This window comes from Micromonospora sp. LH3U1 (assembly GCF_028475105.1).
Classification (GTDB): Bacteria; Actinomycetota; Actinomycetes; order Mycobacteriales; family Micromonosporaceae; genus Micromonospora.
Window position 1 is genome coordinate 3,486,715 of sequence record NZ_CP116936.1, and the last position, 24,882, is coordinate 3,511,596.

Annotated in this window: 28 protein-coding genes; 18 read left to right on the forward strand and 10 right to left on the reverse strand. The window is 71.5% G+C overall.

All coding sequences use genetic code 11. From position 1 onward, the window contains the following. The first annotated feature begins 170 nt into the window (after positions 1-170). The 6 genes from PCA76_RS15870 (at position 171) to prcA (ending at position 6,446) form a co-directional block, all read left to right on the forward strand. On the forward strand, positions 171-2,147 hold the full coding sequence (locus tag PCA76_RS15870; protein WP_272618996.1) for a hypothetical protein: 1,977 nt from the start codon (positions 171-173) through the stop codon (positions 2,145-2,147). Positions 2,148-2,257: 110 nt separating this feature from the next. Next, positions 2,258-3,775 carry a depupylase/deamidase Dop gene (dop, locus tag PCA76_RS15875; RefSeq protein WP_406069566.1) on the forward strand — a complete coding sequence of 506 codons (1,518 nt, stop codon included), beginning with the start codon at positions 2,258-2,260 and terminating at the stop codon, positions 3,773-3,775. 104 nt (positions 3,776-3,879) lie between these two features. Then, positions 3,880-4,095: a ubiquitin-like protein Pup gene (locus PCA76_RS15880; protein ID WP_088948111.1), complete on the forward strand. Its 216-nt coding sequence runs from the start codon at positions 3,880-3,882 to the stop codon at positions 4,093-4,095. A 281-nt stretch (positions 4,096-4,376) separates the two neighbouring features. Continuing rightward, positions 4,377-4,805: an endonuclease VII domain-containing protein gene (locus PCA76_RS15885; protein ID WP_272618997.1), complete on the forward strand. Its 429-nt coding sequence runs from the start codon at positions 4,377-4,379 to the stop codon at positions 4,803-4,805. Next, positions 4,724-5,563: a proteasome subunit beta gene (gene prcB, locus PCA76_RS15890; RefSeq protein WP_272618998.1), complete on the forward strand. Its 840-nt coding sequence runs from the start codon at positions 4,724-4,726 to the stop codon at positions 5,561-5,563. Before PCA76_RS15885 ends, prcB begins: the two co-directional genes overlap by 82 nt. Before the next feature lie 61 nt (positions 5,564-5,624). Beyond that, positions 5,625-6,446 (forward strand): proteasome subunit alpha, encoded by an 822-nt coding sequence (gene prcA, locus PCA76_RS15895; protein ID WP_272618999.1) that lies wholly within the window; start codon positions 5,625-5,627, stop codon positions 6,444-6,446. A 63-nt stretch (positions 6,447-6,509) separates the two neighbouring features. Here prcA and PCA76_RS15900 read toward each other — a convergent pair whose 3' ends face one another. The 6 genes from PCA76_RS15900 to rfbB are packed head-to-tail and all read right to left on the reverse strand — an operon-like array spanning position 6,510 to position 11,789. Then, positions 6,510-7,538, reverse strand: coding sequence for a glycosyltransferase family 2 protein (locus tag PCA76_RS15900; protein ID WP_272619000.1), 1,029 nt, complete (start codon positions 7,536-7,538; stop codon positions 6,510-6,512). After that, the gene (locus PCA76_RS15905; RefSeq protein WP_272619001.1) at positions 7,535-8,845 is read right to left on the reverse strand and encodes a polysaccharide biosynthesis protein; all 1,311 of its coding nucleotides are present in this window, start codon (positions 8,843-8,845) and stop codon (positions 7,535-7,537) included. Before PCA76_RS15905 ends, PCA76_RS15900 begins: the two co-directional genes overlap by 4 nt. Continuing rightward, the gene (locus PCA76_RS15910) at positions 8,842-9,543 is read right to left on the reverse strand and encodes a glycosyltransferase family 2 protein (RefSeq protein WP_272619002.1); all 702 of its coding nucleotides are present in this window, start codon (positions 9,541-9,543) and stop codon (positions 8,842-8,844) included. The genes PCA76_RS15905 and PCA76_RS15910 overlap by 4 nt, the downstream gene beginning before the upstream one ends. Further along, on the reverse strand, positions 9,536-9,907 hold the full coding sequence (locus PCA76_RS15915; RefSeq protein WP_272619003.1) for a DUF2304 domain-containing protein: 372 nt from the start codon (positions 9,905-9,907) through the stop codon (positions 9,536-9,538). The genes PCA76_RS15910 and PCA76_RS15915 overlap by 8 nt, the downstream gene beginning before the upstream one ends. Further along, the gene (gene rfbD, locus PCA76_RS15920; RefSeq protein WP_272619004.1) at positions 9,904-10,791 is read right to left on the reverse strand and encodes a dTDP-4-dehydrorhamnose reductase; all 888 of its coding nucleotides are present in this window, start codon (positions 10,789-10,791) and stop codon (positions 9,904-9,906) included. The genes PCA76_RS15915 and rfbD overlap by 4 nt, the downstream gene beginning before the upstream one ends. Then, complete coding sequence (rfbB, locus tag PCA76_RS15925; RefSeq protein WP_272619005.1) at positions 10,788-11,789, reverse strand: dTDP-glucose 4,6-dehydratase; 1,002 nt, start codon at positions 11,787-11,789, stop codon at positions 10,788-10,790. The genes rfbD and rfbB overlap by 4 nt, the downstream gene beginning before the upstream one ends. 86 nt (positions 11,790-11,875) lie before the next feature. Here rfbB and rfbA point away from each other — a divergent pair, with 86 nt between their 5' ends. From rfbA to PCA76_RS15945, 4 genes are all read left to right on the forward strand, one after another. Continuing rightward, entirely contained in the window at positions 11,876-12,763 is an 888-nt protein-coding gene (gene rfbA / locus PCA76_RS15930) for a glucose-1-phosphate thymidylyltransferase RfbA (RefSeq protein WP_272619007.1), read from the forward strand. Further along, positions 12,760-13,383: a dTDP-4-dehydrorhamnose 3,5-epimerase gene (gene rfbC / locus PCA76_RS15935; protein ID WP_272619009.1), complete on the forward strand. Its 624-nt coding sequence runs from the start codon at positions 12,760-12,762 to the stop codon at positions 13,381-13,383. The genes rfbA and rfbC overlap by 4 nt, the downstream gene beginning before the upstream one ends. A gap of 68 nt (positions 13,384-13,451) precedes the next feature. Continuing rightward, positions 13,452-14,810, forward strand: a complete 1,359-nt coding sequence (gene pafA, locus PCA76_RS15940) for a Pup--protein ligase (protein ID WP_234581936.1) — start codon at positions 13,452-13,454, stop codon at positions 14,808-14,810. Between the two features lie 100 nt (positions 14,811-14,910). Further along, positions 14,911-15,105, forward strand: coding sequence for a hypothetical protein (locus tag PCA76_RS15945; protein WP_088948118.1), 195 nt, complete (start codon positions 14,911-14,913; stop codon positions 15,103-15,105). Between the two features lie 128 nt (positions 15,106-15,233). Here PCA76_RS15945 and PCA76_RS15950 read toward each other — a convergent pair whose 3' ends face one another. Further along, complete coding sequence (locus tag PCA76_RS15950) at positions 15,234-16,319, reverse strand: DUF3866 family protein (RefSeq protein ID WP_272619014.1); 1,086 nt, start codon at positions 16,317-16,319, stop codon at positions 15,234-15,236. A 59-nt stretch (positions 16,320-16,378) separates the two neighbouring features. Then, entirely contained in the window at positions 16,379-17,386 is a 1,008-nt protein-coding gene (locus PCA76_RS15955; RefSeq protein WP_272619016.1) for a cation diffusion facilitator family transporter, read from the reverse strand. A gap of 128 nt (positions 17,387-17,514) precedes the next feature. Between PCA76_RS15955 and PCA76_RS15960 the strand changes: the two genes are divergently transcribed. The 6 genes from PCA76_RS15960 (at position 17,515) to PCA76_RS15985 (ending at position 22,346) form a co-directional block, all read left to right on the forward strand. Further along, a complete protein-coding gene (locus PCA76_RS15960; RefSeq protein ID WP_272619018.1) occupies positions 17,515-18,513 on the forward strand; it encodes a helix-turn-helix transcriptional regulator in 999 nt (332 codons plus the stop codon). Next, positions 18,510-19,568 (forward strand): helix-turn-helix transcriptional regulator, encoded by a 1,059-nt coding sequence (locus tag PCA76_RS15965; RefSeq protein ID WP_272619020.1) that lies wholly within the window; start codon positions 18,510-18,512, stop codon positions 19,566-19,568. Before PCA76_RS15960 ends, PCA76_RS15965 begins: the two co-directional genes overlap by 4 nt. A 10-nt stretch (positions 19,569-19,578) precedes the next feature. Further along, positions 19,579-19,824, forward strand: coding sequence for a hypothetical protein (locus PCA76_RS15970; protein WP_272619022.1), 246 nt, complete (start codon positions 19,579-19,581; stop codon positions 19,822-19,824). Between the two features lie 171 nt (positions 19,825-19,995). Then, positions 19,996-20,310 (forward strand): Sec-independent protein translocase subunit TatA, encoded by a 315-nt coding sequence (gene tatA / locus PCA76_RS15975; RefSeq protein ID WP_272619024.1) that lies wholly within the window; start codon positions 19,996-19,998, stop codon positions 20,308-20,310. Between the two features lie 18 nt (positions 20,311-20,328). Continuing rightward, a complete protein-coding gene (gene tatC, locus PCA76_RS15980; RefSeq protein ID WP_272619026.1) occupies positions 20,329-21,279 on the forward strand; it encodes a twin-arginine translocase subunit TatC in 951 nt (316 codons plus the stop codon). 143 nt (positions 21,280-21,422) lie between these two features. Beyond that, the gene (locus PCA76_RS15985) at positions 21,423-22,346 is read left to right on the forward strand and encodes a diacylglycerol kinase family protein (RefSeq protein WP_272619028.1); all 924 of its coding nucleotides are present in this window, start codon (positions 21,423-21,425) and stop codon (positions 22,344-22,346) included. On the opposite strand, the gene PCA76_RS15990 is transcribed toward PCA76_RS15985, so the two are convergent. Continuing rightward, complete coding sequence (locus PCA76_RS15990) at positions 22,309-23,226, reverse strand: EamA family transporter (RefSeq protein ID WP_272619030.1); 918 nt, start codon at positions 23,224-23,226, stop codon at positions 22,309-22,311. The genes PCA76_RS15985 and PCA76_RS15990 overlap by 38 nt on opposite strands. A gap of 119 nt (positions 23,227-23,345) precedes the next feature. Between PCA76_RS15990 and PCA76_RS15995 the strand changes: the two genes are divergently transcribed. Both PCA76_RS15995 and PCA76_RS16000 read left to right on the forward strand, forming a co-directional pair. Next, the gene (locus PCA76_RS15995; RefSeq protein WP_272619032.1) at positions 23,346-23,654 is read left to right on the forward strand and encodes a hypothetical protein; all 309 of its coding nucleotides are present in this window, start codon (positions 23,346-23,348) and stop codon (positions 23,652-23,654) included. Further along, positions 23,651-24,049: a hypothetical protein gene (locus PCA76_RS16000; RefSeq protein WP_272619034.1), complete on the forward strand. Its 399-nt coding sequence runs from the start codon at positions 23,651-23,653 to the stop codon at positions 24,047-24,049. The genes PCA76_RS15995 and PCA76_RS16000 overlap by 4 nt, the downstream gene beginning before the upstream one ends. Positions 24,050-24,067: 18 nt before the next feature. Here the strand turns inward: PCA76_RS16000 and PCA76_RS16005 are convergent, their stop codons facing one another. Continuing rightward, positions 24,068-24,838 (reverse strand): HAD family hydrolase, encoded by a 771-nt coding sequence (locus PCA76_RS16005; RefSeq protein ID WP_272619036.1) that lies wholly within the window; start codon positions 24,836-24,838, stop codon positions 24,068-24,070. Positions 24,839-24,882: the final 44 nt, after the last annotated feature.

Below are 24,882 nucleotides of genomic sequence, written 5' to 3' on the forward strand. Positions count from 1 at the left end.
TCCAGCGGCGGCACCGGATCTCCTCCGGTGCCGCCGCTGCGCGCATCCCGCCACCACCCCCGTACCAGCGGGACTACGGACCTTCGCGTTCCGGCTAGACTGCGGCGACTCCGCTGACCTACCGATCGAGGACTCCCGTGCGTGCCGACGCCACCGTGGAAACGCCAGCAGTGCCAGACACCACGGACAGCCAAGATCCGGTAGGCGCCTCGCCGGCCGCCCGACGTCCCCGCATCGGCCTGCTGGTGGGCATTCTGCTCGCCTGCTGGCTCGTGCCCTTCGCCGCGAACGCCGTCCACGCCGCGTGGCTGCTTCCCCCGGTGGTCCTGGTCGCAACGGCCAGCCTGCTGCGCTCCGGCCGGAGCCTGCTCGACCGGGTGGTGCTCGCCCTGGCCCTGCTCGCCGGCCTCACCTGCGCCGTCGGGCTGCTCTTCACCGTCTGGCCCTGGGGCCTGCACCCGGTGCCGGTCACCGGCCTGGCGCTGACCGTCCTGACCCTGGCCGCCGTGCTGTCCCGGCGCGCTCCCCGGCTGCCCCGTCCCGGCTGGTCCGACCTGGTCTCGCTGGCCGTCGCGGCCCTCGCCGCCGGCTACCTCGCCACCCCCTACCTGCGGGCCAGCAGCTTCGGTCAGCGGCTCAACCTCGCCATGGTCGGTGAGGACAACGGCCGCCACCCGGCCCTGTTCGACGTGATCGGCCGCCTCGGCGGATACCTCTTCCTCGACCCCGACACCGCCCGCGACCACATCTTCTCCGGCCTGGTCCACTACCCGCAGGGTTGGCACCTCACCACCGCACTGCTCGACGGCTTCCTGCGCAGCGCCGGCGACCCGCCCACCGGGGCACGGCTCATGGACCACTACGTGCTCTGGTGCCTCGCCACCTTCGGACTGCTGCTGCTCGCGCTGATCTGGGCTGCCCAGCACGTCGCCGGTGATCTGCACCCGCTACGCCGACTGGTCCTCATCGTCGCCGTCACCGCGTTCGTCCTCGGCACCGAGCTGCCCCGGCTGCTGGTCGCCGGCTACCCCAGCGAGACGTTCGGGCTCAGCCTCGCGGCGATTCTCGTTGCCCTCGTCGCCCGCCCCCTGCACCGGCTGCGAGAACAACTCATCCTCGTCGGGGCGCTGCTGATCGGCATCGGCTTCAGCTACTACCTCTTCCTCTTCCCGACCGGCGCCATGGTCCTCTGCTGGCTGATCGCCGACCGGCGCCGGCTGCGTACCCGCCCCGGCACCGTCGCCATCGTCGGGGTCCTCACCGCGATACTCGCCCCGCTGGTCGCCCTCATCGGCGTGCTCGTCGCCGGCCAGAGCGAGGCGCTCGCGGCTGCCGGCGGCACACCGCCGGTCGAGACCTACAACACCATCCTCGGGCTCGGCGCGGTCGTCGTCGCCGCCGTGCTCGTCCGGACCAACCTCGGCGAAACCACCTGGCGGCGCTTCCTCGTCGTTCTGACCGTCGCCCTGTTCTTCTCCGCCAGCATGGCCGCCGTGAACCTCGCCAACGGCACCCAACCCGCCTACTACTTCGGCAAGACCGCGCACCTGGTCATCCTCGTGCTCATCGTGGGCGCCGCCGCGCTCGCCCGACTGCTCCCGGTGCCGCCCGCCCAGAGCACCGAAACCGAGCCGCGCCGCCGCCCGATCACCGGTGCCATCCCCGCCGTCGCCACCGCCGTACTGGTGACCCTCGCGGTGCTCGCCGGCACCGGCCTGGTCGGTTGGACCGGTGGCTTCTTCCACCGCAACGGCGGCAACGGCACGTGGGCGAAGGACTGGGCCGGCCGCGACGTCCGGGCCATCACCCGCCCCGCGTCGGTCACGAACGCCGCCTACCGGGCCTACCCCGCGATCCCCGGCACCGTCACCCTGGTCGTCGACAAGCAGGGCCTGCACGGCTACCGGGAGTCGATCTTCCTGTCCGCCATGCAGGGCACCAGCGGCCAGACCGAACCCGGCATCTACTTCCAAATCTATGACGAGCCCGCCCGGACCGCGGAGATCCTGCGCCGCGTTCCCCGCCCTCTGCGCCTCATCGTGGCCGACCCGGCCGCCCAGCAGGCCATCGACGGGGCGCTAACGGCAGACCCGGCCCTGCGCGAAGGCCTGACCGTGGTGCCACTCAAACCCGCCACGCCCCGGTAGCCGCGCCGCGCCGACACTCAGGGTCGCGCGGTGCGCCAGCGGGCGGACTAGTCTCGATGGTGTGAGCGGCGGGCACGCCGGCTCCGTGGGCGAGCGAAGCGAGTGGTCGCATGACGGTACGTCGGATCATGGGCACCGAGGTCGAGTACGGCATCTCCGTGCCCGGACAAGCTGGAGCCAACCCGATGGTCACCTCATCGCAGGTGGTCAACGCCTATGGGGCACGTCCAGAACTCAACCGGGGCGGGCGGGCCCGCTGGGACTACGAGGAAGAGTCGCCGCTGCGCGACGCCCGCGGCTTCACCTACTCCGGAGCCGCCTACGACCCCGCCGAGGCGCTGGCCGACGAAGATCTCGGCCTGGCCAACGTGATACTCACCAACGGTGCACGGCTCTACGTCGACCACGCCCACCCCGAATACTCCACCCCGGAGGTCACCACCCCCCGGGACATCGTGCGCTGGGACAAGGCCGGCGAGCGGGTGATGGCCGAGGCGTCCCGCCGGGCCGCCACCATCCCGGGCAGCCAGCCGATCCACCTCTACAAGAACAACACCGACAACAAGGGCGCCAGCTACGGCGCCCACGAAAACTATCTGATGCGTCGACAGACCCCGTTCGCCGACATCGTGGCGTACCTGACGCCGTTCTTCGTCACCCGGCAGATCGTCTGCGGCGCCGGCCGGGTCGGCATCGGTCAGGACGGCGGGCAGAGCGGCTTCCAGATCTCCCAGCGCGCCGACTTCTTCGAGGTCGAGGTTGGCCTGGAGACCACGCTCAAGCGTCCGATCATCAACACCCGCGACGAGCCGCACGCCGACGCCGACAAATACCGCCGGCTGCACGTCATCATCGGCGACGCCAACCTCTCGGAGATCTCCACCTACCTGAAGGTCGGCACCACCGCGCTGATCCTCACGATGATCGAGGAGAAGGCGCTCGGCGCCGACCTCGGCATCGCCGACCCGGTCAGCGAGCTGCGCGCCGTCAGCCACGACCCTGCCCTGTCACACCGCATGCGGCTGCGCGACGGCCGTCGGCTCACCGCGCTCGACCTGCAATGGGCATACCTGGAGCGGGTTCGGTCCTTTGTCGACGACCGCTACGGCACCGACGCCGACGAGCAGACCATCGACGTGCTCGACCGCTGGGAGAGCGTGCTGGACCGGTTGGGCCGTGATCCGATGCTCTGCGCCGACGAGTTGGACTGGGTGGCCAAGCTGCGGCTGCTGGAGGGCTACCGGGAGCGGGAGAAGCTTGGTTGGGGCTCGCACAAGCTCCAGCTGGTCGACCTGCAATATTCGGACGTCCGCCCGGAGAAGGGCCTCTACCACCGCCTGGTCTCCCGTGGGGCGATGAAGACGCTGCTCAGCGACGACGAGACCCGCACCGCGATGACCGAGCCTCCAGAGGACACCCGGGCCTATTTCCGCGGTCGCTGCCTGGCCCAGTACGCCTCCGAGGTGGTCGCCGCGAGCTGGGACTCGGTGATCTTCGATGTAGGTCGGGAGTCGCTGGTCCGGGTGCCGATGATGGAGCCGGAGCGGGGCACTCGCGCGCACGTCGGGGCACTGTTCGATCGCTGCGCCAGCGCCAAGGACCTGCTGGAGACGTTGACCGGGGGCTAGGCCGGAAGTTGGATGCCCGCCGTGTGCCGCAAGCCGGCGCGCGGCGGGCTTTTCGTCGCCCGCGCGAGGTAAGTTCATCGCAGACGATCGTGGAGGAGGCAGCAGTGGCCACTCATGACAGCGGCGGCCAGTCGCAGTCCGGCAAGTCCCGTCAGGGCGAGGAAATCGAGGACGTCACCACCGAGGCCAACCCTGAGGTGGCTGAGCGGCACGCCGAGATCACCGAGGACGTCGACGACCTCCTCGACGAGATCGACTCCGTCCTCGAAGAAAACGCAGAGGAATTCGTGAGGGGCTATGTGCAAAAAGGGGGCGAGTAGGGCATAGCGGGACAATTAGGACATGCCCCGCTCTCTGGATGACCGGGACGGCCACCGCCGCTGCCGGGACTGCGGCGAGTGGCTGTCCCTTGATGAGTTTTGCGCCATCAGCAGAGGGCCGGACGGTCGCGGTAGTTACTGCAAGCCCTGCTTCAACGTTCGCTCAAAGGCGAGTTATGCCAAGCGTCTGAAGGAGCGGCAGGGCAGGGACGTACGTCAGTTGCCGGTAGTGCCCGAGGGTCACCGACGATGCCCGGACTGTGGTGCCACCAAGCCCCTCGATGACTTTCCGCGGAACCGCTCCGGCCGGGGAGGCTACGGCCGATACTGCAAGCCTTGCCACAACGAAAAGGGGCAAGGAAAGCAAGATCCGCCTGCATGGCGGGACACGCGAGTACCACCTGCGGCGGCGGTACGGCGTGGGCGAGAAGGAGTTTCAGGAGCTCCTGGCCGAGCAGGGCGGGATCTGCGCGATCTGTGGCCGTGCCGACCCGCAACATCTGGACCACGATCATCGCACCGGATGGGTGCGCGGGATACTCTGCTTCAACTGCAACGGTGGTCTTGGCCAGTTTCGTGACAGTCCCATGAGGCTGGCCAGGGCGATCACGTACCTGAGAGGAACCACGTGGCAGCGGGCTTTGATCCATCCGGGCGTCTACCAGATGTGTTCACCAACGCGGGGACGTCCTCCTTCACCACGTTTCTGAGCCGGGTGGCCCCCGAGATGCTGCCCGGCCGGCGACCGCTGCCGCCGGGCATGGCCGCCGACCTGGCACCACACGCGACGACCATCGTGGCCATCGCAGCCGCCGAAGGCGTGGTGATGGCCGGCGACCGACGGGCGACCATGGGCAACCTGATCGCCCAGCGCGACATCGAAAAGGTGCACCCGGCCGACGCGCACTCGCTGGTCGGCATCGCGGGCACCGCGGGCATCGGCATCGAGTTGATGCGACTGTTCCAGGTGGAGTTGGAGCACTACGAGAAGATCGAGGGCGCGATGCTCTCGCTGGACGGCAAGGCCAACCGCCTGGCCTCGATGATCCGGGGCAACCTGGGCGCGGCCATGCAGGGGCTCGCCGTGGTGCCGCTCTTCGCCGGCTTCGACCTGGCTGCCGCCGACCCGGCGCGCGCCGGTCGGATCTTCAGCTTCGACGTGACCGGTGGTCCGTACGAGGAGACCGGCTACGACGCGATCGGGTCCGGGTCGTTGTTCGCCAAGTCCGCGTTGAAGAAGCGTTTCCGGGCCGGCTTGTCCGTCGCCGACGCGACTCGGCTCGCGGTCGAGGCGCTCTACGACGCGGCCGATGACGACACCGCGACCGGCGGGCCCGACCTGACCCGGCGGATCTATCCGGTGGTGATGACCGCGACCGCCGAGGGCACCTACCGGCTCACCGATGCCGAGACGGCGACGATCGCCGAGGGCGTGGTCGCCGGCCGGATGGAGAACCCGGGCGGTTAGTCCCCGCCCACCCCCACCAGCCAGCAGTCCTCAGCACAGCGCCGTAAGGAGAACCGCCGCCGTGGCCATGCAGTTCTACGCCTCGCCCGAACAGATCATGCGTGACCGCTCCGAGTTGGCCCGTAAGGGCATTGCTCGGGGGCGCAGCGCCGTGGTCCTGAGCTACTCCGGCGGGGTGCTCTTCGTCGCGGAGAACCTCTCCAGCGCCCTGCACAAGGTCAGTGAGATCTACGACCGGATCGGCTTCGCCGCGGTCGGCCGTTACAACGAGTTCGAGAATCTCCGTCGGGCCGGCGTGCGAATGGCCGACCTGAACGGGCTCAGCTACGACCGCCGGGACGTCACCGGTCGGGCCCTGGCCAACGCGTTCGCACAGACCCTGGGCGCGATCTTCACCGAGCAGTCGAAGCCGTTCGAGGTGGAGATCTGCGTGGCGGAGGTCGGGGCCACGGCCGCCGACGACGAGTTGTACAGGCTCACCTACGACGGCTCGGTCAACGACGAGCCTGGGCGGATGGCGATGGGCGGTCAGGCTGAGGCCATCACCGGTGTGCTGAAGTCCAACCACCGGCCGGACATGTCGCTCGGCGAAGCGGTCCAGGTCGCGGTGCAGGCACTGAGCAGCGTCGGCGGGGAGGGCGGTGCCGCCCGGACGATCGCCGCGAACCAGCTTGAGGTCGCGGTGCTGGATCGTCAGCGGGTCGGCCGGACGTTCCGGCGGATCACCGGTGCGGCGCTGACCGCGCTGTTGGATGGGAAGGCTGCACCGCCGGCGAGTGACCTGCCGGACACGCCGAGCGTGCCGACCGGGGACGCGGGTAAGCCGACCAGTTCGGCGGGCTCGGCCGACCTGGAGGATCGGCCGGGGCAGGCCGACAGCTGATCGTGTGACAAAAGCGTCGGGGACCGCAGGTGCGGTCCCCGACGCTCGTGTTTGCGGGCCGGGTCAGCGGCGCTGGAGCAGGGGCCGGGCGAGGGCCCAGTAGCCGGCGGCGACCGCGTTGAACACGCCCATTCCGGGGGGCGAGTCGACGTTCGACGGGGCGACCCGGGCGGTCATCAGCTCGGCGATCACCCCGTCGGGCACGGTGCGTTCGGCCTGGAGTTGACGGCGGCGGGCACCGACCCAGGACCGGTTGCTCCACAGCCAACCCCAGCCGCGGGTCTTCTGCCGGGTCCAACCGCCGGCGAGCGCGGCGGCGAGCATGGCGGCCTCGGTGAGCAGCAGCATCGGGGCGAGCACCACCAGCGTCCGGGTCTGGTACGCGGTGAGCAGGGTGACCAGCCGGTTGCGTTCCACCAGGTAGAGCTTCAGGTCGTTGCGGGAAAACTCGTAGTGGTGGCGCACGACGGCGTCGGGAACGTACTCCAGGCGCAGGCCGCGTTGCCAGAGCCGCAGGCTGAGCTCGGTGTCCTCGTGGTAGGCGAAGTACTCGGCGGCGAAGCCGTCGAGCTCCTGCCACCGCTGGCGGCTGATCACGAAGCAGCAGCCGCTGAGCGACGGCACGCTGGTGCGTACGGCGTGGGCGGTGGCCGGCTCGCCGTTGCCGCCGGCCCAGGACAGCCCGGTGAAGTGCAGCGGGTTGCCGGAGGTGTTGATCAGCTCGGGAGTGTCGGCGAGCCGGATGGAGGCCATCGCGGCGCCGACGCCCGGTTCGGCGGCGACCGCGACCGTCTTCGCGAGGGCGTCGGGTGCGACGATGGCGTCGGAGTTGACGAAGGCGAGCCAGTCTCCGGTGGCCTCGGCGGCGCCGACCCGGCAGCCGCCGGAGTAGCCGGTGTTCTGTTCGGGGCGGACCACCCGGACCTGGGGGAAGCCCTTGACGACGTCGATGCCGTCGCCGGTGCAACCGTTGTCGACGACAACCAGCTCGATGTCGATGTCGGTGCTGGCCAGGACGGCCCGGGCGGCGTCGACCAGGTACGGCTCGGCGCCGTAGGCGAGCATTACCGCGGTCACCTGTGGGCGGGTCATCGGATGCCTCCGGATACGGCAGGGGCGACGGCCTCGGCGAGCGGCCGGGTGGGGGTGGGGCTGCGGCGGACGCCGCCGCGGAGCAGCACCGCCATGGTGACGGCGACGACGGCGGAGCCGATGGCGTAGGCCAGCTCGACCCGGAGGATCACCGGGGCCGGGAGCAGCGTCACGATGATCAGGGCGGCGACGCCGACAACCCAGGCGAGGGCCTGGGCACGATGCCGGTCGAGGGCGAGCAGGGCCTGGCCGAGCACCATCGCCCAGAGGTAGGCGAGGGTGGCGGCGGCCAGCCAGGCGAAGTCGCCGTGGCCGAGGACGTCGGGGGCGTCGAAGAGGGTGCCGACCAGCCAGGGGCCGAGCAGCACGGCGCCGACGGCCCCTGTGAGGCCTAGTGCGGTGACGATGCCGAGCGCCCGGCGCAGCAGGCTGTGGAAGCCGGCCTGGTCGCCGGTGGTGGCGGTGGTGGCCAGGCCGGGCAGCAGTGACGCCTGCATCGAGCCGAAGACGAACAGGGGGATGCGGACCAGCACGAGGGCGGAGAGCAGCGCGCCGGCGGCCGCGGTGTCGGAGGGGGCGAGCAGCTGCAGGTTGATCACGCCGACGTTCACCACGACCTGGGAGAGCAGGCTGGATGCGGTGAGCAGCCCGAGGCCGCGCAGGAGGGTGGCCCAGGCGACCGGTGGGCCGCCGCCGATGGCGCGCAGCACCGGCGGCAGGGTGAGCAGGACGCTGGCCAGCGGGGCGGCGACGAGCACGACGCCGTACCAGACGGGGGAGGTCACGCCGGCCAGCCCGAGCACGGCGACCATGACGATGCGCAGTCCGCCGTCGATACCGAGTTGGGTGCCGTACCAGGGGAACAGTTGCAGGCCGGAGAGGACACCGCGGGTGGCGTAGGCGACGGCCATCGCGGCGAGCGCGCCGACGAGCACGGTGACCATGGTGCCGTCGCCGTGGAAGAGGTGGTCGGCGAGGAGCTGGCGGCCGGCGGTGACGGCCAGCACCAGCACGGCGAGCATCGCGGCGGCGACGGTAACGCCCCGGGCCAGCACCGGCCCGGGGGGCAGCCCCTGGCTGTGCCGGGCGGCGACGACCCGGGCGACCTCTTGCTCGATCGGCATGAACACGCCGATGCCGAGGGTGAACACGATCGACCAGAGCACCGACAGGCGGTTGTAGTCGGCCCCGCTGAGGCTGTGGCCGGCGACGGCGAGGTGGACGTAGGAGGCGAGGCCAAGAAGACCCAGCCCGGCACCAACAGCGATGGTGCCGGGCGGGATCAGGCGCAGCAGACGGCGGATCACCGGCGAATGAGCGCCAGCGTGAGGACGGCGAACGCGCGACCGAGGTAGATCATCGCCCGGGCGGGGGAGTGGCTGGGCGTGCCGGCCATCCGCTTGCGCATGGCGACCGGCACCTGCCGGATGCGGTAACCGCGGCGGGCGGTGTGCACCAGGGTCTCCACCGTGTCGCCGAGGTACTCGGCCGGGTACCAGGTGGCGAACATCTCGATGACCCGCCGGTTGGCGGCCCGGAAGCCGGAGGTGGTGTCGGTGAGTTTGGTGTGGGCGACCCGGGACAGCACGGCGGAGAGCATCACCATGGCCCAGCGGCGGGGGCCGCGGACGTTGTAGTCACCCTCACCGGCGAACCGTGCCCCGATGACCAGGTCGTTGTCCTCGAGCAGGTCGACGAGTTTCGGGACGTACCGGGGGTCGTGCTGGCCGTCGGCGTCGATCTGGATGGCCACGTCGTAGTCGTGGTCGCGGGCGTAGCGGTAGCCGAGGCGCATGGCGCCGCCGACGCCGAGGTTGTACGGCAGTTTGGCGACGCGGGCACCGGCGGCGGCGGCGACGGCCGCCGTGCGGTCGGTGGAGCCGTCGTCGACGACGAGGACGTCGACGCTGGGCAGCTCACCGCGGACCTCGCCGACGACGTCGGCGATGGAACCCGACTCGTTGAGGGCCGGGATGATGATCAAGGTGCGCTTGCCGTTAACCATCGGTGGACACCAGTTCGTCTCGGGCTGCCCGGTCCGCGTCGATCTCTGCGCGGAGCAGGGCGAAGTCTTCGGCCAGGGTGCGGGTCTCTTCTTCCAGTGCGCTGACCTCCCAGCTCAGGTGCACGCACACGAGCAGCAGGAAGACGATGCCGAGGAAGAGCACCAGGCTGACACCGGAGGCGACGCCGAGGAGCCCGGCGACGTTGTCGAGCAGCCGGGGGAACAGGGACAGCGGGATCACGACGACCAGTACGGCGAGCCAGAGCATGCCGTACTTCTCGCGCAGCTGACGGCGGCGCAGCAACTCGACGATGGTGCCGAGGAGCAGCAGGCCGGTCAGGCCGGTGACGAGGGTGAGCTTCATGCGACCTTCCACGGGGCGGGTGGAGCGGGGGAGGCGAACGCGTCAACCAGGGCGCTGTGCCAGTCCGGAAGCGGCGGCAGACCCGCGGCTGCCCATCGGCTGTGCCCTAGCACACTGTACGCAGGCCGGGGGGCGGGACGCGGATACCGGTCGCTGGTGGTGGGTCGGATCCGGTCCGGGTCCAACCCGGCCAGCGTGAACGCCGCGCGGGCCAACCCGTACCAGGTCGTCTGTCCGGCGCAGGTGCCGTGGTAGACGCCGGGCGCCGCGTGACCGGCCAGTGCCGCGTCGGCGAGCGCGACCAGCCGCTCGGCGAGCGTGTGGGACCAGGTGGGCTGGCCGTGCTGGTCGTCGACCACGTCGAGGTGCTCGCGCTGGGTGGCGAGCCGGAGCATGGTGGCCACGAAGTTCGGGCCGTGCGCGCCGTACAGCCAGGCGGTGCGGACGACGTACCCGTTGTCGGGCAGCAGCCGCGCGACAGCCTGTTCACCGGCCAGCTTGCCGCGGCCGTACGCGTTGACCGGCGCGGTGGGCGCGTCCTCCGGGTAGGGGGTGTGCGCGTCCCCCGCGAGGACGTAGTCGGTGGAGACCTGGATCAGTCGCGCGCCGCTGGTCGCGCACGCCGTGGCGAGGTTGGCCGTGCCGCCGCCGTTGATGGCGGTGGCCGCCGCCTCGTCGGTCTCGGCGCCGTCGACGTTGGTCCACGCCGCCGCGTTGATCACGACGTCGTGGCCGGCCACCGCGCTGAGGGCCGCGGCGGGGTCGGTGATGTCCAGGTCGGCCCGGGTGGCGGCGGTCACCTTGAGGTCGGGCCGAGTCGCCAGGACGGCGACCAGGTCCTTCCCGAGCATCCCGCCGGCGCCGGTGACGAGCACTCGGCTCATGCGGTCGGGGCCGACTTCAGAGGCTCCCACCAGGCCCGGTTCTCCTGGTACCAGCGAACCGTCTCGGCGAGGCCGCGGTCCAGGTCGATGCTCGGGGCGTACCCCAGCTCTTCGCTGATCTTGGAAATGTCCAGCGAGTAGCGGCGGTCGTGGCCCTTGCGGTCGGCGACCGGGACGACCCGGTCCCAGCCGGCGCCGCACGCCTCGAGCAGTTGGCCGGTGAGCTCCTTGTTGGTCAGCTCGGTGCCGCCGCCGATGTTGTAGACCTCGCCGGGGCGGCCCTTCTGCTGAACCAGTGCGATGCCACGGCAGTGGTCGTGCACGTGCAGCCAGTCGCGGATGTTGCCGCCGTCGCCGTAGAGGGGGACAGTGCCGCCGTCGAGCAGGTTGGTGACGAACAGCGGGATGACCTTCTCGGGGAACTGGTACGGGCCGTAGTTGTTGGAGCAGCGGGTGACGACCACGTCCATGCCGTGGGTGCGGTGGTACGACAGGGCGAGCAGGTCCGAGCCGGCCTTGGACGCCGAGTACGGCGAGTTCGGGGCGAGCGGCCAGGTCTCGGTCCAGGAGCCCTCGTCGATCGAGCCGTAGACCTCGTCGGTGGAGACGTGCACGAATCGACCGGTGCCGTGCCGCAGCGCGGCGTCGAGCAGCGTCTGGGTGCCCAGCACGTTGGTGGTGACGAACGGCGCGGCGCCGGCGATGGACCGGTCGACGTGCGATTCGGCGGCGAAGTGCACGATCACGTCGTGCTCGGCGACGACCTCGTCGACCACGACCGGGTCGCAGATGTCGCCCTGCACGAACCGTAGCCGCGGGTCGTCGCGAACGGGCTCGAGGTTGGCCAGGTTGCCCGAGTAGGTCAGCTTGTCGAGCACGGTCACGACCGCCGGCTCGATCGGGGGTACGCCGTCGGCACTGCCGAGGGGCTTGCCCAGCAGCAGGCGAACGTACTCTGACCCGATGAATCCGGCTCCGCCGGTGACGAGGATCCTCACGGGTCCGGAAGTATACGCGAGGTCCGGCGCAACTCCCGGGACACGACCCCCCGCACGTTCCGTGTCCGTGCCGCTAGGCTTCGCGGGTGCGTGGAATCCTACTTGCTGGCGGCACCGGATCTCGGCTCTGGCCGATTACCCGGGCGGTGTCGAAGCAGCTGATGCCGGTCTTCGACAAGCCGATGGTCTATTACCCGCTCTCCACCCTGGTGATGTCCGGGGTCAAGGAGATCCTGGTGATCACGACGCCGGACGACCAGGACCAGTTCCGTCGGCTGCTCGGCGACGGCAGCCAGTTCGGGCTGCGACTGGAGTACGTCAGCCAGGAGCGCCCGGAGGGCATCGCACAGGCGTTCATCCTCGGTGCGGACTTCATCGGCGCCGAGTCGGTCGCGCTGGTCCTCGGCGACAACATCTTCCACGGCGTGGGTCTGGGCCGGCAGCTCGCCGACCACGGTGACCCGATCGGTGGGCGGGTCTTCGCCTACCAGGTGGCCAACCCGCAGGAGTACGGCGTGGTCGACTTCGACGCCGCCGGTCGGGTGCTCTCGATCGAGGAGAAGCCGGCCCGGCCGAAGTCCCGCTACGCGGTGCCCGGCCTCTACTTCTACGACAACCGGGTCGTGGACATCGCCCGCAAGCTCACCCCGAGCGCCCGCGGCGAGCTGGAGATCACGGCGGTCAACGAGGCGTACCGGGAGATCGGGGAGCTGTCGGTGACGGTGCTGGATCGGGGCACCGCCTGGCTGGACACCGGCACGTTCACCTCGATGATGCAGGCCGCCGAGTTCGTCCGGGTGGTCGAGGAGCGGCAGGGTCTGAAGATCGGCTGTGTCGAGGAGGTCGCCTGGCGGGCTGGCCTGATCGACGACGCGCAACTGCGCGCGCTCGCCGAGCCGCTGACCAAGAGCGGTTACGGCGACTACCTGCTGGGTCTGCTGGCCGACAACGACGGCACGCAGGCCGGCCGATGAAGATCCGGGAGCTGAGCATCGAGGGCGCCTGGGAGATCACCCCCCAGCAGCACGGCGACCCGCGCGGCATGTTCATGGAGTGGTACCGCTTCGACCACCTCGCCGAGGCGGTGGGGCATCCGCTGCGGCTGGCCCAGGCCAACCTGTCGGTGTCCGCGCGTGGCGTGGTGCGCGGCATCCACTTCGCCGACGTCCCGCCCGGGCAGGCCAAGTACGTGACCTGTGTGCGCGGTGCGGTCCTCGACGTGATCGTGGACCTGCGGGTGGGCTCGCCGACCTTCGGCCGCTGGGAGGGCGTCCGGCTGGACGACACCGACCGTCGGGCCGTCTACCTGAGCGAGGGGCTGGGGCACGGGTTCTGCGCATTGACCGACGACGCGACGCTGAGCTACCTCTGCTCGGCCACCTACAACCCGACCGGTGAGCACGCGGTGCACCCGTTGGACGAGGAGTTGGGCATCGAGTGGCCCGCCGACGTCCCGCTGCTGTCCGCGCGCGACGACGCCGCGCCGACTCTGGCGCAGGCCCGCGAGCGTGGCCTGCTGCCGGAGTACGAGAGCTGCCGGCGGTTCGTGGCGAGCCTCGGCCCGGACGGAATGTCGCACTCAACCGGTATGTGAACGCGCTCGGGGCACGACCTGTGGTCTGACAGTGACGAACCGGGCCTCCGGGCGGCTAATGTCACACCATGGAGCGGCGAATCTTCGGCCTCGAGACCGAGTACGGCGTCACCTGCACCTATCGCGGGCAGCGGCGGCTGTCCCCGGACGAGGTCGCGCGGTATCTGTTCCGCCGCGTGGTGTCCTGGGGTCGGTCGAGCAACGTCTTCCTGCGCAATGGGGCCCGGCTCTACCTGGACGTCGGGTCGCATCCGGAGTACGCGACACCGGAGTGCGACTCGGTGACCGATCTCGTCGCCCACGACCGGGCCGGCGAGCGGATCCTGGAGGGCTTGCTCGTCGACGCGGAGAAGCGGCTGCACGACGAGGGCATCGCGGGTGAGATCTACCTGTTCAAGAACAACACCGACTCGGCCGGCAACTCGTACGGCTGCCACGAGAACTACCTGGTCTCCCGGCACGGCGAGTTCGGTCGGCTCGCCGACGTGCTCATCCCGTTCCTGGTCACCCGGCAGTTGATCTGCGGGGCTGGCAAGGTCCTGCAAACCCCACGCGGCGCGGTCTACTGCCTCTCGCAGCGGGCCGAGCACATCTGGGAGGGCGTCTCCTCGGCGACCACCCGCAGCCGCCCGATCATCAACACCCGCGACGAGCCGCACGCCGACGCCGAGCGCTACCGGCGGCTGCACGTGATCGTCGGTGACTCCAACATGAACGAGGTCACGACGCTGCTCAAGGTCGGCACGGCCGACATCGTGCTGCGGATGATCGAGGCCGGGGTGGTGATGCGCGACCTGTCCCTGGAGAACCCGATCCGGGCGATCCGGGAGGTGTCGCACGACATCACCGGCCGGCGCAAGGTCCGGTTGGCCTCCGGCAAGGAGGTCAGCGCGCTGGACATCCAGCAGGAATACCTGGCCAAGGCCACCGAGTTCGTCGAGCGCCGTGGCGGTGACCAGGCCGCCAAGCGGGTGGTCGAGCTGTGGGGCCGGGTGTTGAACGCGGTCGAGTCGGGCGACCTGGAGCCGGTCTCCCGGGAGATCGACTGGGTCAGCAAGTTGCGGCTGATCGAGCGTTACCAGCGCAAGCACGACCTGCCGCTGTCGCACCCCCGGGTGGCGCAGATGGATCTGGCCTACCACGACGTGCGCCGTGGCCGTGGCCTCTACGGGTTGCTGGAGCGCCGCGGCGAGGTCGACCGGGTGGCCACCGATCCGGAGATCTTCGAGGCCAAGGAGACCCCGCCGCAGACCACCCGGGCCCGGCTGCGGGGCGAGTTCATCCGGCACGCCCAGGAGAAGCGACGGGACTTCACCGTCGACTGGGTGCACCTGAAGCTCAACGACCAGGCGCAGCGCACCGTGCTCTGCAAGGACCCGTTCCGGGCGTACGACGAGCGGGTGGAGCGGCTGATCGCCAGCATGTGACCGAGGTGTCGGCCCCGGCGGTGGTGTCCACCGGCGGGGCCGGCCGGCTCGGTGGGCTCAGCGGCCCGCTGGGCGAGCCGCCCGGTAAGCTGGGCGCGCCATGACGACTTCTGGACCTTCCGACCGCTCCGAGCGGGGCACCGAGCGGCAGAACTGGGTCGAGCGCCGGCGGGAGAAGATCCGCGCCGAGGTCGACCGTAACCGGCGCGGTGAATACACGGTGCCGACGTGGGTGCTGGCCCTGGCGCTGGTGCTCATCGTGGGCGGCTGGCTAGCCCTGATCTTCCTCGCCTGACCCCCGCCCCCGCGCCCACCCTGCCCCCGCCCCCCTGCTTGCGTCGATCATGAAGTTATTGCGGTGACACGCCGAGGAGTCGGGCAATAACTTCATGATCAACGGTCGGGGTTGGGGTTTGGGGGTCGTTAGGGGAGCAGGGTGATGGCGTGGCGGCCGGCTGCGGCTGCGGCCAGGAAGTAGGCGTGGTCGGCGTCTAGACCACGGCCCATTGTGGACAGCGGCACGGCGCTGGCGCGCAGCGCGGCGTCGAGTCCGGCGGTGGGCACCCGGACGATCCGGTGCCGGGCCGCCAGGGGAACCAGTGCCGCGTCCACCTCGGCAGCGAGGGCCGGGTCCAGGTCGTCGGGCACCACCAGGTCCGCCGGGGCGAGTGCCACCCGGCCGTACGCGGTGAGGCTGTGGTGCGACACGCCCCGGTGCCGAGGGCGGGGATCGGCGTCGGAGATGCGCAACGAGCCGACCGGCCGCCCGCCCAGCGTGGCGATCGCGTTGACCGCCTCACCGACGGCGACGCCAGAGAAGCCCCACCGGGTGCCGGTGCCCAGGTTGCCCGGCCCCTGGGCCACGATGGCCACGTCGGCGCCCAGCACGTACCGGGCGGCGAGCAGGCCGCCGTGCAGGGTGGTGGCCTCCAGGTCACCGCCGAAGGACTGCCCGACGGTGATCGTGCCGGCCAGCTCGGCGCGCAGCCCCGCGAGGGTGCGGGAGAACCAGGCTGGCAGCGCCCCGCCGTCGGTGAGCAGGTACGCCACCCGCGCCTGCGGGGCGTCGGCCCGGATGCCGGCCAGGATCGCCGGCAGCGCCGAGTGCAGGTCGGCGGTGACCACCGGCAGACCGCCCAGGTCGTCCGCGTCGGCCAGCACATCGCGGTGCGGGGACGCTTCCTCGTCGACGCCGAGCAGGATCGGCTGCAACGGCGTGTAGCGGGCCTTGACCAGGTGCCCGGCGTCACGGGTGTCACCGACGTCCGGCGGGTCCTCCGGCAGCCGGTCTGGCAGGGCGACCACCAGGGCGTACCCACCGGTGCCCAACCCCATCAGCAGCGCCCCGGCGTTGAGTAGCACCCGGTCGCCGGGCTCGGGCGTGCCGACCAGCTCGGGATAGGCCAGTGCCCGCATGCGCGTGCCGTCGGGCAGGTCGACGTCCAGCTCCACCGCCCCGGTCCACTGCCGTCGCAGCGTCGCCACCGTCCCCGTACGCCATCGCACCATGACGGGCACGCTAGCCGCGCGGGCCCGGCGGCCCGCGCCCGGGTGCTGGATGGCCTGGGTCAGGGGTGGTCGGGTTCGTCGCCGGCGCTCGGGTCCGGCCCGGCCTGGGTGTGCCGGGCCCGACCGGTGGCGCCGGGCAACGAGCGGGTGGGGTCGAGGAAGACGTAACGGATCTCCGGGTACCGCCCGGTGAGCCGCCGTTCGGCCTCCTCGGCGGTGGCCTCGATGGCCGCGCCGGTGGCCTCGTCGCGGAAGTCGACCTTCGCGGCGACGAGGATGTCGTCCGGGCCGAGCTGCATGGTCATCAGGGTGTCGATCCGCTCCACCTCGGGCAGCCCGGTCAACTCCTGCTCGATCTCGTGGCGCAGCCGCTCCGGCACCGCTCGGCCGACCAGCAGCGACAGGTTGTTGGCGGCGAGGATCCCGGCGACCGTCAGCAGCAGGAGCCCGATCAGGATCGACGCGACGCCGTCCCAGACCTCGTCGCCGGTGGCGTGGGAGAGGCCGACGCCGGCCCCGGCCAGCAGCAGACCGATCAGGGCCGCGCTGTCCTCCAGGAAGACCGCCTTGACGGTGGTGTCGGCGGTCAGCCGCAGGAAGCGTCGGGGGGTGGTCTCCCAGCGCCGCGACTCGTTGCGGACCTGCCGCACGGCCCGGGCCAGGGAGATCGACTCGATGACGAACGACACCCCCAGCACGATGTACGAGATCAGGTAGTCGCCGCTGTGCTTGTGCACGAGGATGGTCGTGATGCCGTGGGTGACGGCGAAACCGGCGCCGGCGACGAAGGTGAACATCGCGGCGAAGAACGCCCAGACGTAGCTCTCCTTGCCGTACCCGAAGGGGCGTCGCTGGTCCGCCGGCCGGGCGCCACGGCGCAGCGCCTGGTAGAGCAGCACCTCCGTGGTGGTGTCGGCCACCGAGTGCGCCGCCTCGGAGAGCATCGCCGCCGAGCCGGAGATCACCCCGGCGACCAGCTTGGCGACCGCGATGGCGAGGTTGGCGGCGCCCGCGATGATCACGGTGCCGACGCTCTCGCTCTCGGTCTTGACGTCCGCTTGCGACATGAGAGCACCCTATGACCGGTGCCGGCGAGGCGCTGGGGGAGTGACCCGGAGCGGGCCCGATCCGAACAGATGTGCGGCACGCCCGCGCGGGTGCACGTCGCGGGCGCGTCGACTGCTAGCGTCTACCCGTGTCGCGGACCCGCACCGAACGCCTGGTCAACCTGGTGATCTGTCTGCTGTCCACGCGACGGTTCCTGACCGCCGCGCAGATCGCCGCGACCGTGCCCGGCTACGAGCACGATCCCGACGACGCGCGCGACCACGAAGCGTTCCAGCGCAAGTTCGAACGGGACAAGGCCGAGCTGCGCGAGCTGGGTGTGCCCCTGGAGACCGGCACGGCGAGCGCCTTCGACGCCGAGCCCGGCTATCGGATCGCCCACCGCGAATACGCGCTGCCCGACATCCTCCTGGAGCCGGACGAGGCCGCCGCGGTCGGCATCGCCGCACGGCTGTGGCAGCACGCCGGCCTGGCCGCCGCCGCGTCGTCCGGGCTGGCCAAGCTGCGTGCCGCCGGGGTGGACGTGGACCCGCAGGCCACCCTCGGCCTGGAGCCGATGGTCACGGTCGACCCGGCGTTCGCGCCGTTGACCGCCGCCGCCCGGGACCGCCGCGAGGTCGGGTTCGACTACCGGGTGCCCGACCGCGACGCGCCCAGCCGTCGCCGGTTGCAACCGTGGGGCGTGGTCTGCTGGCGCGGCCGGTGGTATGTGGTCGGCCACGACCAGGACCGGGAAGCGACCCGATGCTTCCGCCTGTCCCGGGTCGTCGGCGCCGTCCGGGTGACCGGCGCGCCCGGTGCGTACGAGCCGCCGGCCAACGTCGACCTGATCAGCCATGTGGCCCGCTGGTCGGGTCCCGTGGAGCGCACCGGCCGGGCCACCGTGCTGGCCGCACCGGGTCGGGCCGCCGGGCTGCGCCGCTGGGCGGTGGAGGTGACCACCGGGTCGGACGGCGACCGGCTGGTCCTGCCGTACGCCGACCCGGACGGGCTGGCCGGCCATCTCGTCGGCTACGGCCCGGACATCCGGGTGCTCGACCCACCGGAGGTCCGCGAGGCGGTCATCCAACGACTCAAGGAGATCGCCGTCCGACACGACGAGCTGGCCGTCACCGGGGGTGCCCGGTGACCCGCCCGGCCGCCCGAGGCGGCTCCCGGGCGTCCGCCGACCGGCTGGCCCGACTGCTCAACCTGGTGCCCTACCTGCTGGCCCGGCCCGGCATCGAGATCGCCGAGGCGGCCGGCGACCTGGGCGTCACCGAGCGGCAACTCCGCGAGGACCTGGAGTTGCTCTGGGTGTGCGGGCTGCCCGGTTACGGTCCCGGTGACCTGATCGACATGGCGTTCGACGGCGACCGGGTGACGATCACCTACGACGCCGGCATCGACCGGCCGTTGCGACTCACCCCCGACGAGGCCCTCGCGCTGGTGGTGGCGCTGCGGATGATCGCCGAGACGCCCGGGGTGGCCAACCGCGAGGCCGTCGAACGGGCCCTGGCGAAGATCGAGGACGCGGGGGATCTGGTCGGCGCGCCGGTGGCGGTCCGGCTGCCCGGGGACACCCGGCGGGTCGAGGCGCTGCGCGCCGCCGTGGAGGGCGGGAAGGCGCTGCGCATCACCTACTACACGGCGGCCCGGGACGAGACCAGCGAGCGCGTCATCGACCCGCTGCGGATGCTGATGGTCGGCGGCCGGGCGTACGTGGAGGCGTGGTGTCGGCGCGCGGAGGCGGTCCGCCTGTTCCGGGCCGACCGGATCGACGCGATCACCGAGCTGGCGGAGCCCGCCACCGTTCCACCGCAGGCCGTCCCGCACGACCTCACCGAGGGCGTCTTCCGCCCCTCGCCCGACCTGCCGCTGATCACGCTGCGCATCGGTCGGGGCGAGCGGTGGATCACCGAATATTATCCGTGCGAGCGGGTCGAGGCTGGCGACGGCGACCAGTGGCTCGTCTCCCTGCGGGTGACCGACCTGGGGTGGGCCCGCCGATTCGTGCTCGGCCTCGGTCCGGACGCCATCGTGGTCGCCCCGGTCGAGCTGGCCGAGCAGGTGCGGGCGACGGTGGTCGCCGCCCTGGACGCGTACGCCGTGCCCACAGCCGCGCCCCGGCTGCCCGCGCCGACTGACCTCGCGAGTCCGGTCGCGCCGTCGGGCGACCCGGCAGTGGCCGGCCGCACCCAGTAGGCTGACCGCCGTGCTGATCTGGATCGTGCTCGCGGTGGTGCTGCTCCCGCTCGTGGCGCTCGCGCTGGCCGTGCGCCCGGTGCTCACCCGGTTGCCCCGGCTACGCCGCGCAGCCGTGGCGTTGCAGCGGCGGGCGGCCGAGGCCGAGGCGCTGCGGGAGACCGCCGAGGCGTTGCAACAGCGTGCCGAGGGTGTCCAACGCCAACTCGACACCACCCAGCAGCGGCTCGCGTTGATCAAGGCCAAGCGCGGCTGATCGGGCCCCCGCCCGAGCGTGGGCCCGGCGACGGTTGACGGATCATCGCGCGTTGGTCAAGACTTCACCCTTCGGGCCGAACCACCACCACCCGGCGGGTGGCAGGCAGCCGATCCGCACGTACGATGGGCTGCGTACCACCCCTCGGACACAGAGCGACTGGAGCTTCTCATGGGTGCCCTCAAGCCGTGGCACATCGCTGTTCTCGTGGTTGTGCTGATCCTGCTCTTCGGTGCGAAGCGGCTCCCCGACGCGGCCCGTTCGCTGGGTCGGTCGCTGCGGATCATCAAGGCCGAGACCAAGAGCCTGCAGGAGGACGACCGCGACCTTGCTGAGAAGGCCGACGCGCAGGCCGGCTACCAGCCGCTGCCGCCGCACGCCGGGCAGCAGGCGCCGTACGCCGCGCAGCCGCAGCAGGCGCCCTACCAGCAGGCGCCGACGCAGCAGCCGGTCGTCGACCCGGTGCACCGCGTCCGCGACAACTGACCGAAGGGCCCCACCACCGTGGCCTTCGCACTGCGTAAACGCGGCCCGAGCACGTTCGAGCGGGCCGCCGACGGCTCGATGACGCTCATCGAGCACGTCCGCGAACTGCGCAACCGTCTGTTCCGCGCCTCCGTGGCTATCATGATCGGCTTCGGCCTCGGCCTCTGGCTGGCCAAGCCGGTGCTGCACCTGCTTCAGCAGCCCTACTGTGATCTGCCGCAGGCCAGGATTGTCAACGGCAAGTGTGAGTTCGTCCAGCTCGGGCCGGCCGACCTGTTCCTGCTCAACCTGAAGGTCGCGCTCTGGGTCGGGTTGATCGTCGCCGCGCCGGTCTGGCTCTACCAGCTCTGGGCGTTCATCGCGCCCGGGCTGCATCGGCACGAGCGGCGCTACGCCTACTTCTTCACCGCCATGGCCGCGCCGCTGTTCGCGGCCGGCGCGGTGCTGGCGTACTTCGTCACGGCGAAGGGCCTGGAGTTCCTGCTCAGCATCGCGGACAGCGAGATCAGCACAACGCTGGAGATCACCAAATACATCTCCTTCGTCACCAACCTGATCCTGCTGTTCGGTGTGGCGTTCGAGTTCCCGCTGCTGGTGCTGATGCTCAACTTCGTGGGCATCACCAGCGCGAAGCGGCTGCTCAGCTGGTGGCGAGTGGCGATCTTCGTGTTCTTCGCCTTCTCCGCCGTGGTCACCCCCACCCCGGACCCGTTCGGGATGACGGCTCTGGCGATCTGCCTCTCCGCGCTCTATTTCGGTGCGGTGGGCATCGCGTTCCTCAACGACAAACGGCGTGGGCGTGGCAAGGAGGTCTACGCCGGCCTCGACGACGACGAGGTGTCGCCGCTGGAGCACGACGCGGATCCGGTCGTGGCCGGGCAACGGGTCGACGCGACCGCGCCGATCGGCGTACCGGATCCGATCGCGGCACCGGCCCCGATCGAGCGGCGCTACGACGACATGACCTGACGGCCCCGCGCCAACCGTTTCGACGACGCCGCCCCCGGCAACGGGGGCGGCGTCGTCGTGTCGCGACCGCACCCCGAGCCCCGACAGCGGGACTGATCCGGACGGCACCCGCCCCTGTGAAAGGCGGGTGTCCGACCGGTACGGTGCTGCCCGTGACCGCAGACGATCACCTGCCGGGCCCGGTCGCCGTGCTCGCCAACCCGACCGCTGGTCGGGGACGGCACCGCGCCCTGCTGCCTCGGCTGCTGGACGGGTTGGCCGCCGCAGGCCGGCCGATCCGGTTGCTGTCGGCGTCCGGCCCTGCCGAGGCGGAGGCGGCCTGCCGTGCGGCGGTAGCCGATGGTGCCGGCGCCCTGGTGGCGATCGGCGGGGACGGCACCGTGCACCGGGCGCTGCAGGCGGTCGCCGGCACCGAGGTGCCGTTCGGTTCGATCCCCGCCGGCACCGGCAACGACTTCGCGTTGGACACCGGTTTCCCGGCCGATCCGCTGGTGGCGGCGGACGTGATCGCGTCAGCGCTGCGCGACGGTCGCGGCCACGCCGTCGACCTGGCCCGAATGGTCGGCGTCGGTGGCACCGAGCGTTGGTACGGGGCGGTCCTCGCGGCCGGGTTCGACGCGATCGTCAACGAGCGGGCCAACCGGATGCGCTGGCCGCGTGGCCCGCGCCGCTACGACCTGGCGATCCTGGTCGAGTTGGCCCGTCTTCGGCCCCGCCGCTACACGCTGCGCCTCGACGGGGTGCCGCACGAGTTGGACGCGGTGCTGGTGGCGGTGGGCAACTGTCCGACGTACGGCGGCGGGATGCGGATCTGTCCGGACGCCGACCCGACCGACGGGCTGCTCGACGTGGTGGTGGCGGGTCGGGTCAACCGGCGGACCCTGATCCGGGTGAAGCCGCGCATCTATCAGGGCACCCACGTCAGTCACCCGCTCGTGCGCAGTTTCCGTGCCCGCACGGTGGAGCTGACCGCCGAGGGCATCACCACGTACGCCGACGGGGAACGCTCCCTGGACCTGCCGGTGACGATCAGCGCCGTGCCGGGCGCCGTGCGGTTGTTGCGTTGACCCGTACCGCGCCGATGCTGGCCGCGATGACCAGCACGATGGCGGCACATTCGAGCAGGGTCAGCGCCTGCCGCAGCACCAGCCACCCGGCGAGCGTGGCGATGGCCGGGCCGAGGCTCATCAGGACCGCGAAGGTGGCGGTGGGCATCCGCCGCAGCGCCAGCAGCTCCAGGGTGTAGGGCAGCACGGAGGCGAGCACCGCGAGGCCGGTGCCGAGCGCCAGCACCGACGGGTCGAGCAGCACGGATCCGCCGTCGATGATGCCGAGCGGCAGGGTGACCAGCGCGGCGAGCGCCAGCGCGAGGGCGAGCCCGTCAGCGCCCGGGAACCGGCCGCCCACCCGGGCGCTCAGCACGATGTACGCGGCCCACATGGCCCCGGCGCCGAACGCGAAGGCCACCCCGGCCGGGTTCAGCCGGTCGAAGCCGCCCTGGCCGAGCAGCGCCACCCCGGCCAACGCCAGCCCCGCCCAGCCCCAGCTGGCCAGTCGCCGGGCGCTGAACACCGACAGCGCCAAGGGCCCGAGCACCTCCAGAGTCACCGCCGGGCCCAGCGGGATGCGTTCGATGGCCTGGTAGAACAGCGAGTTCATGCCGGCCAGCGCCAGCCCGAACGCGCCCGCCGCGAGCCAGGCCGACCGGTCGTGCCCGCGCAGTCGGGGCCGGCAGACGACGAGCAGCAGCACCGCCGCGATCGTCAACCGCAGGGTCACCGCGCCGGCCACCCCGGTGCGCGGGAAGAGCAGCGCGGCCACGGCCGACCCGAACTGCACCGACAGCGCACCGCCGAGCACCAGCCCCACGGCGGCGACGCCACCGCGCCGGGCCGGTGGTGTGTCGGGCGGGCTCGACGCGGGCAGCAGGGTCTCCGTCACGGGCATGACGGTAGGCGGGCAGGTCAGTCCGCCCTCCGGCGGTGTCCACCTCCCGAACCGACCGCTCGCGTCGACACGGTCGGGAACGGTCGCCAACGCGGTGCTACCGGCGTACCTTCCGAGGTATGACCAGCGGCATGCGAAAACTGTCGATCTCCGTGCCACCGGACGTGGCTGAGCGCCTGGAGCACGAGGCCAATGCCAGCGCCTACGTCACGCAGGCGGTCCGGGACCGGATGCGTCTGGACGCCCTGGACGCGGAGTTGGCCCACCAGGGCATCCACATCACCGAGCAGGGTGTGGCCGAGGCGCGCGCCCGCCGCGCCGCCGTCGAAGCCGAGTGGTCGCCGGAGCGCCGGAATGCCCTCCGTGAGCGGGCACGCCAGCACGCGCTGGACGCCGCCGCCGGCGCCTCCGAGCAGCCGGCAGCGTGACCGCCGGGAACGACCGACCGGTCCGGCTCGTGCTGGACCGGTCGGCGCTGCTGGCCTACCTGGCGGGCTCGGTGCATGTCGGTGAGCCGCTGCACGAGGTCATTCAGGACCGCAACAGGTTCGGCGTCACCGCCGTGACCGCGGCGGAGGCCCTGGCAATGGTCAGCGACCCAAAAGAACGGGCGACCCTGCACCGGCTGCTGACCCTGGACGCCTGCGAGGTGCTCTCTACCGAGGGGCACTCCTGGCACGAACTCAGCTTCTGGCGCACGTTGACGGGCCGTGCCGATCTGGCCACCACCGCGTTGGCCGTCCTCGAACACGACGCCTCGATCCTCAGCGCGGAGGACCGGTACGGTGACGGCGATCTACCGGTGATTCACATCCCGGACTGACGGCACAGCCGCCACCGGTCAGCCCGGCAGGGCGAGATCGAGCACGGCGCCCAGCCCGTTCTCCCGACCCGGGTCTGCGGCCGGGAGCACCAGCACCGCGCAGCCGGCGGTCACCGCGCCCGCGTCCGCCGGGGTGTCACCGACCATCAGCGTCTGCTCCGGGTCGACGCCGAGCATCCCGCAGGCACGCCAGAAGATCGCCGGGTCGGGCTTGCAGCGCCCCACCTCGTACGAGAGCACGAACGCGTCGACCAGGTCGGTCAACCCCCAGGCGTCGAAGTGCGGTCGCAGGTCGAAGCCGATGTTGCTGACGACCGCCACCGGCACCCCGGCGGCACGCAGCGCGGTCAGCGTGGGCGCGGTGTCCGCGTACGGCAGCCAGCCCTCGGCGCTCAACAACCGCTCGTAGAGCGCGTCGGCGAAGCCCTCGATGCCCGCGTCGACGGTCTCGGCCAGCCCGGTGTACGCGCCTCGGTGGGCGTGTTGGTAGAGGTCCCGGTCGGCCCACAACTCGGCCAGCCGGGGCGGCACCCGCGCCGGCGGTGGCCCGCCGGCGCGTCCGGCGGTGAGCAGCCGGTCGGCCAGCGAGGTGGCGCGGACCCGGTCCAGGGTGACCCCGCACGCCGCCGCGGCCTCCAGCACCCACTGCCGGGGCTCCTCCACCTGGGCCAGGGTGCCGTGGAAGTCGAAGAGCACCGCCTTGACGGGCCGTCGGGACGCCCGGGGAGCGGCGGCGGCCTCGGCACTGCCCGGCGGACGGGTCTGGGGCGGTTCGGCATGGTCCGGCACGCCGTGCACCCTACCGACAGCCCCCGGTGGCTCCTCCGGACGGC

Bases quoted from the DNA above. Each gene is read 5' to 3' on its own strand.
- PCA76_RS15950 (WP_272619014.1), bottom strand. From the start codon at position 16,319: ATGGTGCGATGGCGTACGGGGACGGTGGCGACGCTGCGACGGCAGTGG.
- PCA76_RS15900 (WP_272619000.1), bottom strand. From the start codon at position 7,538: ATGACCCGCCCACAGGTGACCGCGGTAATGCTCGCCTACGGCGCCGAG.
- tatA (WP_272619024.1), top strand. From the start codon at position 19,996: ATGGGTGCCCTCAAGCCGTGGCACATCGCTGTTCTCGTGGTTGTGCTG.
- rfbC (WP_272619009.1), top strand. From the start codon at position 12,760: ATGAAGATCCGGGAGCTGAGCATCGAGGGCGCCTGGGAGATCACCCCC.
- PCA76_RS15990 (WP_272619030.1), bottom strand. From the start codon at position 23,226: ATGCCCGTGACGGAGACCCTGCTGCCCGCGTCGAGCCCGCCCGACACA.
- PCA76_RS15885 (WP_272618997.1), top strand. From the start codon at position 4,377: ATGACTTTCCGCGGAACCGCTCCGGCCGGGGAGGCTACGGCCGATACT.
- PCA76_RS15995 (WP_272619032.1), top strand. From the start codon at position 23,346: ATGACCAGCGGCATGCGAAAACTGTCGATCTCCGTGCCACCGGACGTG.
- PCA76_RS15955 (WP_272619016.1), bottom strand. From the start codon at position 17,386: ATGTCGCAAGCGGACGTCAAGACCGAGAGCGAGAGCGTCGGCACCGTG.
- PCA76_RS15910 (WP_272619002.1), bottom strand. From the start codon at position 9,543: ATGGTTAACGGCAAGCGCACCTTGATCATCATCCCGGCCCTCAACGAG.
- dop (WP_406069566.1), top strand. From the start codon at position 2,258: ATGACGGTACGTCGGATCATGGGCACCGAGGTCGAGTACGGCATCTCC.
- pafA (WP_234581936.1), top strand. From the start codon at position 13,452: ATGGAGCGGCGAATCTTCGGCCTCGAGACCGAGTACGGCGTCACCTGC.
- PCA76_RS15915 (WP_272619003.1), bottom strand. From the start codon at position 9,907: ATGAAGCTCACCCTCGTCACCGGCCTGACCGGCCTGCTGCTCCTCGGC.
- rfbD (WP_272619004.1), bottom strand. From the start codon at position 10,791: ATGAGCCGAGTGCTCGTCACCGGCGCCGGCGGGATGCTCGGGAAGGAC.
- PCA76_RS15945 (WP_088948118.1), top strand. From the start codon at position 14,911: ATGACGACTTCTGGACCTTCCGACCGCTCCGAGCGGGGCACCGAGCGG.